We start from the raw sequence: 12,609 nt of genomic DNA on the forward strand, positions 1-12,609 counted from the left end.
CTTCGCGAGCTCGCGCTTGGACCAGTGGGTGGCCCCTTCGGGCACCTCTTCCAGAGTGCGGACCACGACCTCCTCGACCTGGGCATCGCTGATCGTGCGCGGCGCGCCCGGCCTCGGCTCGTCGCTGAGCCCGGCGCACCGGTGCCGGACGAACCGGTTCCGCCACCTGCCCACCGTGTCCCGGCTGATTCCCAGTTCGGCGGCCACGGACTTGTTGGTCCTGTCATCCGCGCACATCAACACGATGCGCGCCCGCTGGGCCAGGCCCTGCGCAGTCCTGCGCCGGCTGGCCCACCCCTGAAGGGTCCGCCGCTCGGCCCCGGTGAGCACGAGCGGCAGACTCGGCTTACCTGCCATACCTCCATGACACCGCAGGTCCCATGAGATCGCAGATCTCCGGACCGGGACACTAGCTCGTGCGGTCGATGACGAAGTCGGCCAGCGACTCCAGCGCGGTCTTGGCCGAGCCGTCGGGCAGCGGCGCCAGGCACTCGCGGGCCTCGCTCGACCAGCGGATGAGCTCGGCGCGGGCCCGGTCCATCGCGGGATGCTCGCGCAGCAGCTCCAACGCCTCGACGACCCCGGACTCGGTGACCCCGGCCTCCGTGCGCGGGTTCACCCCGAGCAGGTCGCGCAGCCGGCGGGCCGCCGCGTCCTCGCCCTGCAGGGCGTAGAGCACCGGCAGCGTCGGGATGCCCTCGCGCAGGTCCGTCCCGGGTGTCTTGCCGGAGTCCTCGCTCGGCGACGCCACGTCGATGAGGTCGTCGGAGAGCTGGAAGGCCACCCCGAAGCGCTCCCCGAACGCGGCCAGGACGTCGGTCGTGACCGGGTCGGCGCCGGCGAGCATGGCGCCCAGGCGGGCGGACGTGGCGATCAGCGAAGCCGTCTTCTCCGTGATGACCCGCAGGTAGTGCTCGATCGGGTCCTGCCCCGGCCCGACCCCGACGGTCTCGCGGATCTGGCCCTCGCAGAGGGTCGCGATCGTGCGCGCCAGGATGCGGGTCGCCTCCGGCCCCAGGTCGGCCGTGATCTCGGACGCGCGTGCGAACAGGAAGTCGCCGGTGAGGATCGCGACCGTGTTCGTCCACCGGGCGTTCGCGGACGCGGCACCGCGGCGCAGCGGGGCCTCGTCCATCACGTCGTCGTGGTAAAGCGTCGACAGATGGGTCAGCTCGATCGCCACGGCCGCCGGCACGACACCGACCGCGTCCGGATCGGCGAACTGGGCGGCAAGCAGTACGACCATGGGTCGGAACCGCTTGCCGCCCGCGTCGACGAGGTGCCGGGACGCCTCGGTCACGAAGGAGAACTCGCTGCGGACGGATCCGCGCAGCATCTCCTCGACCGCGGCGAGCCCGACCCGCATCGACTTCTCGAGATCAGGGTCGGCCCTGATCCCCATCACTTCCAGCCCGATAGCGCTCATACCGCCATCAGCGTACGAAGCCGGAGGTCGCCGCGGTGGTCGCCAGGTCGAGAAGCGGCTGCGGCGCCACGCCCAACAGCAGGGTCATGAGTGCACCTATACCCACCGTAGCGAAGGTAAGAGTCGGCCGGGTGACGATGACCGGCCCGTCGGCGAGYGGCTCGGAGAAGAACATCAGCACGATGACCCGGACGTAGAAGAACGCCGCGATCGCGCTGCACACCAGGGCCACGACCACCAGCGGGGTCGCGTCACCGGCGATCGCCGCCTGGAAGACCGCAAACTTCCCGGTGAACCCGCTGGTCAGCGGGATGCCGGCGAGCGCGAGCAGTAGGAAGGCGAACGTGCCTGCCAGTAGCGGCGACGTCCGGCCCAGGCCCTGCCACTGGGAGAGGTCGCTGGCCTCGCCGTCGCCGGTGCGGACCAGGGAGACCACCGCGAACGCCGCGATCGTGGTGAAGCCGTAGGTCACCAGATAGAACATGGCGCCGCGCAGGCCGTCGACGTTCGAGCCGGCCATCCCGACGAGCAGGAAGCCGGCGTGCGCGACCGCCGAGTAGGCGAGCATCCGCTTGATGTCACGCTGCGTGAGCGCGAGCACCGCGCCGACGACCATGGTGAGAATGGCCACAGCCCAGATCACCGGCCGCCAGTCCCACCGCATGCCGCCGAAGGCCACGTAGAAGACCCGCAGCAGCGCCCCGAAGGCGGCGACCTTCGTCCCCGCCGCCATGAAGGCGGTGATCGGTGTCGGGGCGCCCTGGTAGACGTCCGGCGTCCAGGAGTGGAACGGGGCGGCACCGATCTTGAAGAACAGGCCGACGCCGAGCAGCGCGAGCGACAGGTAGAGGTACGTGTCGTTCTGGCCGACCGTGCCCACCGCGTCGGCGATCCGGCCGAGCTCGACGCTGCCGGCGTAGCCGTAGGCGAATGCGACCCCATAAAGGAAGAAGGCCGACGAGAACGCCCCGAGCAGGAAGTACTTCATCGCGGCTTCCTGCGACAGCAGCCGCCGGCGCCGCGCCAGCCCGCACAGCAGGTACAGCGGCAGCGAGAGGATCTCCAGCGCCACGAACATGACCAGCAGGTTGTTCGAGGCGACGAAGAGCAGCATGCCGCTGACCGAGAAGACCATCAGCGGATACGCCTCGGTCTGCACGTCCGGCGAGGTGCGCTGCGCGGTGGAGCCGCGCGAGCCGGGGACGATCGCGGCGGAGGCGACGAGCGCGCCGCCGGAGGAGTCCAGCCGGCGCTCGGCGACCAGCAGCACCGCCAGCAGCGCGAACACCAGGATGGTGCCCTGCAGGAACAGCGTCGGCCCGTCGATGGCCACCGCGCCGGCGGCGAGCACCTGGCGGTGGGCGTGCAGAAGCACCACCGCGACGAACGCGCCGATGAACCCCGCCCCGGCCAGCAGCGGCTGGAGCACCCGCCGGGCCTTCGGTGGGGCGAAGGCGTCGACGAGGACCCCGGCCAGCGCGACGCCGAACAGGATGAGCATCGGGCTGAGGGACGAGTACTCGATCGACGGCGGTGTGATCTTCTGCGCGGCGCCCTGCGCCAGCACAGTCGTTGCGGCGCTCACGAACGGCCTCCGGATTCCGGCGCGGCCACCGGGGCCGTCGGCGCCGGGTCAGACTTCCCGATGTCCGCGAACGTGGCGGTCACCGTGGGCGTGATGATGTCGAGCAGCGGCTTGGGGTACACCCCGAGCCCGATGATCAGCGCGACCATCGGCGCGACCACCACCCGCTCCCGCACGCTGAGGTCCTTGACGAGACGCATCTTCTCGTCCTTGACCGGACCGGTCATCGTGCGCTGGTACAGGTACAGGATGTAGATCGCGGCGAGCACGATCCCGCAGGTCGCCACGATCGCCAGTGCCCGGTACTCGGTGAACACTCCGACCAGCACCAGGAACTCGCTGACGAAGCTGTTCGTACCCGGCAGGGCCAGCGAGGACAGGCCGGCGATCAGGAAGACCCCGGCGAGGATCGGCGTCACCTGGGCCATGCCGCCGTAGGCGCTGACATCCCGGCTGCCCCGGCGGGCCACCAGGAAGCCGACCACCACGAACAGCAGCCCCGTCGACAGGCCGTGGTTGACCATGTAGAGCACGGCGCCCGTGCCGGCCTGCGAGGTGAAGGCGAAGGTCCCCAGCGCTATGAACCCGAAGTGGGCCAGCGAGGTGTAGGCGACCAGCCGTTTCATGTCCCGCTGGCCGATGGCCAGCAGGGCGCCGTAGAAGATGCCGATCACCGCCAGGGCCAGCACCATCGGCGCGAAGTACTCGGCGGCGTCCGGGAACAGCGGGATGCAGTACCGGATCAGGCCGAAGGTGCCGACCTTGTCCAGCACCCCGACGAGCAGGACGGCGCCGCCGGTCGGCGACTGCGCGCCGGCGTCGGGCAGCCAGGTGTGGAAGGGAAACAGCGGCGCCTTGATGGCGAAGGCGATGAAGAAGCCGAGGAAGAGCAGCTTCTGCACGCCCGGGGTGATCTCCAGCTGGCGCAGGGTGGCGAAGTCGAACGTGCCCGTGCCGAGCTGGTCGGCGGAGACCACGTACAGGCCGATCACCGCGGCGAGCATCAGCAGCCCGCCGAACAGGCTGTAGAGCAGGAACTTCACTGCCGCGTAGGAGCGCTGTGCCTTCTCCTCGACCGGCCCGTAGCTCCCGATGAGGAAGTACATCGGAATGAGCATGGCCTCGAAGAAGACATAGAAGAGGAACACGTCGGTGGCGGCGAACACCCCGACCATGCCCGTCTCCAGCGCCAGCAGCAGCGCGAAGAACGCGGGGACGGAACGCCGCCCCTCTTCCGCCTCGTCCCAGGAGGACAGCACGACCACCGGGACGAGCAGCGCGGCGAGCAGCATCAGCACCAGCGAGATGCCGTCGGCGCCCACCGAGTAGGAGACGCCGAACTCCTTGATCCAGTCATAGGACTGGCCGAACTGGAAGCCGGCCTTGTCCGGATCGTAGGCGGCGGTGGCCAGCACCGCGAGCACCAGGACTGCCAGCGAGACCACGAGCGCGAGTTGCTTGGCGAGCGTGCCGTGCCGGCGCGGCAGCGACGCGACGACCAGCGAACCGACCGCGGGGACGATCAGCATGATCGTCAGCCAGGGGGCTGTGCTCACGTCAGCCGGCCCTGGTGAGCAGCAGAGCACCGACCACGAGGACGGTACCTCCCAACATCGACAGTGCGTAGGACCGGACGAAGCCGGTCTGGGTGCGTCGCAGCCGGCCGGACAGCCCGCCCACGGCGGCGGCGCTCCCGCGCACGAAGCCGTCGATGCCGACGTTGTCCGCCCAGACCAGGAAGCGGGTCAGGTACTGCCCCGGCCGCATGGCGACGACCTCGTTGAAGGTGTTCGCGTAGAGGTCGCGGCGCGCGGCGACGGTCACCACGCTGACCTCGGCGTCCGGCCGGGCGACGGCCTCGACCGGGCGGAGCTGGTAACGCAGGTAGGCACCGGCGAACCCGCCGGCGGAGACGACCAGCACCAGCGCGGTGACGACCGCGGGCGAGATGTCGTGGTGCGCCTCACCGTGCTCGCCGACCACCGGGGCGAGCCAGTTCTGCATCGAGCTGCCGAGGACGAACAGCCCACCGGCGAAGACCGAGCCGACGGCCAGCAGCATCATCGGGCCGGTCATCGTCGCCGGCGACTCGTGCGGGTGCTTGGCCTCCGGCCCGTCGTGCTCCCAGCGCGCCTTGCCGTGGAAGGTCATCAGGAACAGCCGGGTCATGTAGAAGGCGGTGATCCCGGCGCCGAGCAGCGCCACGCCACCATAGATGTAGCCGCTGGTGCCACCCTTGGCCAGCGCCGTCTCGATGATGCGGTCCTTGGTGAAGAACCCGGACAGGCCCGGGAAACCGATGATCGCCAGGTAGCCGAGGCCGAAGGTGACCCAGGTGATCGGCATGTGCCGCCACAGCCCGCCGTACCTGCGCATGTCCTGCTCGCCGTCCATCCCGTGGATGACCGAGCCGGAGCCGAGGAACAGGCCGGCCTTGAAGAAGCCGTGCGCGAGCAGGTGCATGATGCCCAGCGCGTACCCGGCCGGGCCGAGCCCGACGGCGAGGAACATGTAGCCGATCTGGCTGACCGTCGAGTAGGCCAGGACCTTCTTGATGTCGTCGTAGGCGCAGCCGATGACGCATCCGATGAGGATCGTGACCGCGCCGATGATCAGGACGACGGTCCGCGCGGCCTGCGTCTGGTCAAAGATCGGGGCAGCCCGGACGATCAGGTACACACCGGCGGTGACCATGGTGGCCGCGTGGATGAGCGCCGAGATCGGGGTCGGGCCCTCCATGGCGTCCGGCAGCCATGCCTGCAACGGGAACTGGCCGGACTTGCCGCAGGCGCCGAGCAGGAGCAGCAGCGCCATAGCGGTGATGGTGCCGTAGCCGATGACGTCCGCGGCGGCGGCACCGAACACCGAGTCGTAGTTGGTGCTGCCGACGGTGGAGAACATGAACATGATCGCGAGCGCGAGGCCGACGTCGCCGACCCGGTTCATGTAGAAGGCCTTGTTCGCGGCGGTGGCCGCGGCCGGCTTGTACTCCCAGAACTTGATGAGCAGGAAGGACGAGAGGCCGACCAGCTCCCAGCCGCCGTAGAGCACCAGGAAGTTGTTGCCCAGCACCAGCAGCAGCATCGACGCCAGGAAGAGGTTCATGTAGGCGAAGAAGCGCCGCCGGCCCGGGTCGTGCGACATGTAGCCGATCGAGTAGATGTGGATCAGCGTGCCCACACCGGTGATCAGCAGCACGAAGACCGCGGAGAGCTGGTCGAACAGCAGGCCGACGTCCACCTGGAAGCCGTTGACCGGGATCCAGCTGTAGAGGTGCTGGGAGACGGCCCGGTCGTCACCGGAGCGGTCGAGCAGCCCGAAGAACAGGACCAGGCCGACGACGAAGGATGCGGCCGCGGTCAGCGTGCCGAGCAGGTGGCCCCACCGGTCGGTACGCCGCCCGCCGAGCAGGAGAACGGCCGCCCCGGCCAGCGGAAGCGCGATGAGCAGCCAGGTCAGCGAGAACGCCCCGGACGCGGCGGCGTAGTGCACGGCCGCGCCACCGTGCTCGTCGGCCGCGAGGATGGCGGCCCCTCCGGCGCTCATCGCGGTCCGGTTCCGGGTACGTGCGCCAGCGCCAGGGCCACCGGAGGTGGTCCGGGCTGCGCCGCCCCTGTTGCGCAAAGCGTCACTGCAGTGTTGTCCGTTCTTCCGTGACCGGAGGTCCCGGTCGCGGCCGCGTCAGGGCGGCCGGGAGACAAGCCTCGGGATGCCCGAGTACGTCGAGAGGTCAGTACTTCAGGAGGTTCACGTCGTCGACCGACGCGGATCTGCGCGTCCGGAAGATCGCCAGAATGATCGCCAGGCCGACGACCACCTCGGCGGCGGCCACGACCATGACGAAGAACGCCATGATCTGGCCCTCCAGCGTCCCGTGGATGCGGGAGAACGTCACCAGGGTCAGGTTCACCGCGTTGAGCATCAGCTCGATCGACATGAACACGACGATCGCGTTGCGCCGGACCAGAACCCCGGTCGCGCCGATGGTGAACAGCAACCCCGACAGGATCAGATAGTTCGCCGGGTTCACCGACCGCTCCCCCTGCCCGCGCCCACCGGCGCCGACCCGCCGACGACGGTCTCGTCGTCGGAGTCCTCACTCGTCCCGTTCGCGCTCGGCCCGCCGTCGGGCCCACCGCCGCCCGGGCCGTCCGTACCCGGACCACCAGCACCGCCCGCACCGGGACCGCCTGTCCCAGGACCGCCCGGACCACCGGCACCGCCGTCGTCCGGACCACCCGCGCCGGCCGGGCCCGCGCCGGGCCCGCCGAGGTCCGGGCCGCCGCCGGCGACATCGCCGTCGCCGGCCGCGACGAGCTCGGGCTGCTCCGGGCCGGGGTTGGTCGCGAAGACCTTCGGCCCGGGCCGCGGGGTGACGGTGCCGCCCTCGGCGAAGCGAGCGCGCATCCGTTCCTTCTGCGTGGCCTTCTCACCGGTGTGCTCGCGGTGACCGAGGACCATCGTCCCGATCGCCGCGACCACGAGCAGCACCGAGATCGCTTCGAAGACGAAGACGTACTGGGTGAACAGCAGACGTCCGATCGCGTGGACGTTGCCGCCGGTGTTCGCCGCCTCCAGGCCCGCCGCCTTGCCGCCGTCGATCGCGYGACCGATCGGGAACGCCAGCAGGCCGGCGAAGCCGAGCCCGAGGATCACCGCGGCGATCCGCTGGCCGCGCAGGGTCTCGACCAGCGAGTCGGACGAATCGACTCCGACCAGCATCAGCACGAACAGGAACAACACCATGATCGCGCCGGTGTAGACGATGATCTGGACGAAGCCCAGGAAGGGCGCGTCCTGGATCAGGTAGAACACCGCGACGCAGAACAGGTTCACCACGAGCAGCAGGGCGGAGTGCACCGCGCTGCGCATCAGGACCATGCCGAGCGCCGCCAGCAGCGCCACCGGCGCGAGCAGCCAGAACGTCCAGGCCTCGCCGTTCGACGTGCTGCTGATCTCCGCCGCCTGGGCGAGAATCTGCGGATTCATCGGGGCCGCTCCGAACCCGCGCCGTGGGCGGGCACCTTGTTCGCCGCCCTTTCGGCCTCGCCGGCCTCGTCAGCCTCGCCGGCTGGCGAGCCGCCGACCTGCCAGGGCAGCGGGGCGTCGGGATCGCGGGTGTAGTAGTCGGTCTCGCTCTCGCCGAGGCGCATCGGGTGCGGCGGGGACTCCATCCCGGCTTGAAGCGGGGCGAGCAGCTGCTCCTTGGTGAAGATCAGGTCGTTGCGGCTGTCGTCGGCCAGCTCGTAGTCGTTCGACATCGTCAGCGCCCGGGTGGGACACGCCTCGATGCACAGCCCGCACAGGATGCAGCGCAGGTAGTTGATCTGGTAGACGCGGCCGTACCGCTCACCCGGCGAGAAACGCTCCTCGTCGGTGTTGTCCGCGCCCTCGACGTAGATCGCGTCGGCCGGGCAGGCCCACGCGCACAGCTCGCAGCCGACGCACTTCTCCAGCCCGTCCGGATGCCGGTTGAGCTGGTGACGGCCGTGGAAGCGGGGTGCCGTCTCCTTCTTCTGCTCCGGGTACTGCTCGGTCGTCGGCTTCTTGAACATCGTCGAGAAGGTGACGCCGAAACCCTTGTAGGGGTCGAGGATCCCCATGGTTCAGCTCTCCTGTCGCGGGCCGGAGCCCGCGGGGATGACGGTGGTGTTTCCCTTGTCGCCGCCGGCGGAGCCGGCCGCGCCGCTGCCGGCTGCAGTGCTGCCGGCCGCAGTGCGGCCGGCCAGTGCCCTCGTCGCGCCGTCGGACGGCGGCGGCGGCGGCGGCGGCCAGGGAATCCTGTCCAGGCTCGGGGCCGATTCGGCGCGTTCCCGCTCGGCCTCCTCCTGCTCGCGCTGGGCCCTCGCCGCGCCCGGGTCGATGATCGCGACCACGAGCAGGACGCCCACCACGACCCCGAAGCCGATCAGCCACGGCGTCCGGTCGCTCACGTGCTCCTGGTAGGCGCGGAAGGTCGCGACCGCGAGCACCCATACCAGGCCGACCGGGATCAGGACCTTCCAGCCGAAGGCCATGAACTGGTCGTAGCGCAGCCGCGGCAGCGTGCCCCGCAGCCAGATGAACACGAAGATGAACAGCAGCAGCTTGATGACGAACCAGATCAGCGGGTACCAGCCGTGGTCCAGCCCGGACAGGCCCGGGATCGGCGGCGGCTGCCAGCCTCCGAGGAACAGTGTGGTCGCGATCGCCGAGACGGTGACCATGTTGATGTACTCGGCGAGGAAGAAGAACGCGAACTTGATCGAGCTGTACTCGGTGTGGAACCCGCCGACCAGCTCGCCCTCGGCCTCGGGGAGGTCGAACGGCGTCCGGTTCGTCTCACCGACCATCGCGATGCAGTAGAGGATGAACGACGGCAGCAGCGCGATGTACCACCAGTCGTGCTGGCTCTGCACGATGCCCGCGGTCGACAGTGTTCCCGCGTAGATGAAGACCGCGACGAAGGCCAGGCCCATCGCGACTTCGTAGGAGATGATCTGCGCGGCCGAGCGCAGCGAGCCCAGCAGCGGGTAGGTCGAGCCACTGGACCAGCCGGCGAGGATCAGTCCGTACACGCCCAGCGACGCCGCCGCCAGCAGGTACAGCACGCTGACCGGCAGGTCGGCGAGCTGGAGCGTCGTGCGTTCACCGAAGATCGACACCTCCGGCCCGAACGGGATGCAGGCGAAGGCCAGGATGGCCGGCACCGCCGAGATGACCGGAGCCAGGATGAAGATCGGCTTGTCGGCCAGCGTCGGGATGATGTCTTCCTTGAGCATGAGCTTCACGCCGTCGGCGAGGCTCTGCAGCCAGCCGCGCGGGCCGTGCCGGTTCGGCCCGACCCGCTGCTGCATCTTCGCGACGACCTTGCGCTCGAAGACGATCGAGAACAGCGTCATCACCAGCAGGAACGCGAAGACCGCGACAGCCTTGATCAGGATGAGCCAGAACGGGTCGTCGGTGAGGACGGACATGTCCGGGTCGCCGACGTTCGCGGCGAGCAGGAGCGTCGAGGTCCCGGTCATGCCCGGCCTCCGGTGGTGTCGACCCGGCCCGCGGCACCGAGGCCGGTGTGGGCCACGGTCACGGCGGTGTCCTGGGCGGTGGCGAGCTGCGAGCCGAGTGCCGCGCCGCGGGTCTCGTCGACTGGGAAGGTGTCGACTCCCCCGCCGGGCGCCGTCTCGGTCGGCAACAGGCCGCCGGGGCTGATCTGGACCAGCACGCCGGCGTGCTCGGCCAGCGAGCGGCGGACATGCGATCCGGGCGAGTGCGTGGGCACCCAGACGACCCGGTCCGGCATCGCGATGATCTCCAGCGGCAGCGTGACCGAGCCACGGGAGGTGCTGGCCGTGACCGGCTCGCCCTCGACCGCGCCGATCTCAGCGGCGGTCGCGGTCGAGAGCAGCAGCCGCGGCGGGTGGGCGGTGCCGGCCAGGTACGGCTCGCCGGCCTGCAGGGCGCCGTCGTCGAGGTTGAGGTGCCAGGTCGCCAGCAGGGCCTCCCCCGCGCCGGCGGTGACCGCGGCGGGCACCGACTCGGTGGGGGCCGGCCCGCGGCCGGTCTCGTCACCGGCCCGGCCGAGCTCGCTGAGCTCGCGCGCGGCGGCGCCGGCGTCCGGGATCCGCAGGTCGACGCCCATCTCGGCGGCGAGCAGGTGCAGCACCCGCAGGTCGGGCAAGGCCGGGGTGCCGGTCAGCGCGCGCTGGAAGGGACGCAGCCGCCCTTCCCAGTCGACGAACGTGCCTGCCTTCTCCGCCACCGGAGCGACCGGGAAGACAACGTCGGCGACCTCCGCGATCGACGAACGGCGGATCTCCAGCGAGACGCAGAACGGCACCCGGGCCAGCGCGGCCAGCGCGGCCGCGGGGTCGGGCAGGTCCTCGGCGTCGACACCGGCGACGACGACCGCGTCAAGCCGGCCCGCCGCGGCGGCGGCCAGAATGCCGGCGGTGTCGCGGCCGGGCGCGCCCAGCAGGCGGGCGCCCCAGAAGGACTCCACCTCGGCCCGCGCGCCGACGTCCGCGACCGGGCGGCCGCCCGGCAGCAGCGATGGGAGCAGGCCGGCGGAGACCGCGCCGCGCTCACCGGCCCGGCGCGGCACCCAGGCCAGCGCGGCGCCGGTGGACTCGGCGAGGCGCAGCGCCGCGGACAGCGCGCCGGGCGACTCGGCGGCCCGCGAGCCGACCAGGATCACCGCGCCGGGTGCCCGCAGCGCCTCGGTGGTGGCCGACGCGCCGGTGGCCAGCTCGTCCAGCGTGGCGGCCTCGCCGCCGGGGACGACCGGGATCAGCGTGCCGGCCATCTTGCGCAGCCCGCGGGTGATCAGCGGCGCCAGCGCGTGCACGGCGGTTCCGTGCTTGCTCGCCGCCTTGCGCAGCCGCAGGAAGACGATGGGCGACTCCTCCTCCGGCTCGAACGAGACGAGCAGGACGGCGGGCGCGGCCTCCAGATCGGCGTAGGTGACCCCGATTCCGGTACCGGCGACGGCGCTACCGAGGAAGGCCTCCTCCTCGGCGGAGTGCGGGCGGGCGCGGAAGTCCACGTCGTTGGTGCCCAGGGCGAGCCGGGCGAACTTGGCGTAGGCGTAGGCGTCCTCGCGGGTGAGCCGGCCGCCGGCGAGCACGCCGACGCCGTTGCGGTCCCGGCACTCGGCCAGGCCGCGGGCGGCGTACTCCAGCGCCTCCGACCAGCTCGCCTCGACCAGCTCGCCGGTGCTGTCGTCCCGGATCAGCGGCGTGGTGAGCCGGTCGGACTGCCGCGCGTAGTTGAACGCGAAGCGGCCCTTGTCGCAGTTCCACTCCTCGTTGACCGCCGGATCCTCGGCGGCGAGGCGACGCATCACCTTGCCGCGCCGGTGGTCGGTGCGCAGCGAGCAGCCGGCGGCGCAGTGCTCACAGGACGTCGGCGTCGACACCAGGTCGAACGGCCGGGCCCGGAACCGGTAGGCGGAGCTGGTGAGCGCACCGACCGGGCAGATCTGCACGGTGTTGCCGGAGAAGTAGGACGAGAACGGCTGCCCGTCGCTGACGGCGACCTGCTCGGCCGCGCCCCGCTCGAACAGCTCGATGAACGGATCCCCGGCGATCTGCGCGGAGAACCGGGTGCAGCGCGCGCACAACACGCAACGCTCCCGGTCCAGCAGGATCTGGCTGGAGATCGCCAGCGGCTTCGGGTACGCCCGCTTCGTCTCCTTGAAGCGGGAGGTCGCCGCGCCGTTGGCCATCGACTGGTTCTGCAGCGGGCACTCGCCGCCCTTGTCGCAGATCGGGCAGTCGAGGGGGTGGTTGAGGAGCAGGAACTCCAGCGTCCCGGCCTGGGCCTTCTTCGCCACCGGCGAGGTGACCTGGGTCCTGACGACCATGTCGGCGGCGACCGTGGTCGTGCAGGACGCGACCGGCTTGCGCTGGCCCTCGACCTCGACGATGCACTGCCGGCAGGCGCCGACCGGGTCCAGCAGGGGGTGGTCGCAGAACCGCGGGATCTCGATTCCCAACAGCTCAGCGGCCCGGATGATGAGGGTGCCCTTCGGCACGCTCACCTCGAGCCCGTCCACGGTGAGCGTGACGTGGTTGGGGGCGGCCGGCGCGGCCGGCTTCTCTGGGGCGACGGTCATGAT

10 protein-coding genes are annotated in these 12,609 nt (G+C 70.8%); all 10 read right to left on the minus strand.

Going from position 1 to position 12,609, the window contains the following annotated elements; genetic code table 11:
* A partial coding sequence (locus tag BBK14_RS29440; protein WP_157904363.1) for a helix-turn-helix domain-containing protein occupies positions 1 to 357 on the minus strand: 357 nt, incomplete at its 3' end.
* Between the two features lie 52 nt (positions 358 to 409).
* Positions 410 to 1,426, minus strand: coding sequence for a polyprenyl synthetase family protein (locus BBK14_RS29445; RefSeq protein ID WP_071066449.1), 1,017 nt, complete (start codon positions 1,424 to 1,426; stop codon positions 410 to 412).
* 7 nt (positions 1,427 to 1,433) lie between these two features.
* Complete coding sequence (gene nuoN / locus BBK14_RS29450; RefSeq protein WP_071066450.1) at positions 1,434 to 3,011, minus strand: NADH-quinone oxidoreductase subunit NuoN; 1,578 nt, start codon at positions 3,009 to 3,011, stop codon at positions 1,434 to 1,436.
* Positions 3,008 to 4,567, minus strand: coding sequence for an NADH-quinone oxidoreductase subunit M (locus BBK14_RS29455; protein WP_071066451.1), 1,560 nt, complete (start codon positions 4,565 to 4,567; stop codon positions 3,008 to 3,010). The genes nuoN and BBK14_RS29455 overlap by 4 nt, the downstream gene beginning before the upstream one ends.
* Position 4,568: 1 nt before the next feature.
* Positions 4,569 to 6,557, minus strand: coding sequence for an NADH-quinone oxidoreductase subunit L (nuoL, locus tag BBK14_RS29460; protein WP_071066452.1), 1,989 nt, complete (start codon positions 6,555 to 6,557; stop codon positions 4,569 to 4,571).
* Positions 6,558 to 6,741: 184 nt separating this feature from the next.
* Positions 6,742 to 7,041, minus strand: coding sequence for an NADH-quinone oxidoreductase subunit NuoK (gene nuoK, locus BBK14_RS29465; RefSeq protein WP_020463509.1), 300 nt, complete (start codon positions 7,039 to 7,041; stop codon positions 6,742 to 6,744).
* Positions 7,038 to 8,000: an NADH-quinone oxidoreductase subunit J gene (locus tag BBK14_RS29470; protein WP_071066453.1), complete on the minus strand. Its 963-nt coding sequence runs from the start codon at positions 7,998 to 8,000 to the stop codon at positions 7,038 to 7,040. The genes nuoK and BBK14_RS29470 overlap by 4 nt, the downstream gene beginning before the upstream one ends.
* Positions 7,997 to 8,614 carry an NADH-quinone oxidoreductase subunit NuoI gene (nuoI, locus tag BBK14_RS29475; RefSeq protein WP_071066454.1) on the minus strand — a complete coding sequence of 206 codons (618 nt, stop codon included), beginning with the start codon at positions 8,612 to 8,614 and terminating at the stop codon, positions 7,997 to 7,999. Before nuoI ends, BBK14_RS29470 begins: the two co-directional genes overlap by 4 nt.
* A 3-nt stretch (positions 8,615 to 8,617) precedes the next feature.
* Positions 8,618 to 10,018 (minus strand): NADH-quinone oxidoreductase subunit NuoH, encoded by a 1,401-nt coding sequence (gene nuoH / locus BBK14_RS29480; RefSeq protein ID WP_071066455.1) that lies wholly within the window; start codon positions 10,016 to 10,018, stop codon positions 8,618 to 8,620.
* Positions 10,015 to 12,606 (minus strand): NADH-quinone oxidoreductase subunit G, encoded by a 2,592-nt coding sequence (locus tag BBK14_RS29485; RefSeq protein WP_071066568.1) that lies wholly within the window; start codon positions 12,604 to 12,606, stop codon positions 10,015 to 10,017. The genes nuoH and BBK14_RS29485 overlap by 4 nt, the downstream gene beginning before the upstream one ends.
* Between the last annotated feature and the right edge of the window lie 3 nt (positions 12,607 to 12,609).

This window comes from Parafrankia soli (assembly GCF_001854695.1).
In the GTDB taxonomy this organism is placed as follows: domain Bacteria; phylum Actinomycetota; class Actinomycetes; order Frankiales; family Frankiaceae; genus Parafrankia; species Parafrankia soli.

Coding starts and splice junctions, on each gene's coding strand:
- BBK14_RS29445 (WP_071066449.1), bottom strand. CDS start 1,426: ATGAGCGCTATCGGGCTGGAAGTGATGGGGATCAGGGCCGACCCTGAT.
- nuoL (WP_071066452.1), bottom strand. CDS start 6,557: ATGAGCGCCGGAGGGGCCGCCATCCTCGCGGCCGACGAGCACGGTGGC.
- nuoI (WP_071066454.1), bottom strand. CDS start 8,614: ATGGGGATCCTCGACCCCTACAAGGGTTTCGGCGTCACCTTCTCGACG.
- nuoH (WP_071066455.1), bottom strand. CDS start 10,018: ATGACCGGGACCTCGACGCTCCTGCTCGCCGCGAACGTCGGCGACCCG.
- BBK14_RS29485 (WP_071066568.1), bottom strand. CDS start 12,606: ATGACCGTCGCCCCAGAGAAGCCGGCCGCGCCGGCCGCCCCCAACCAC.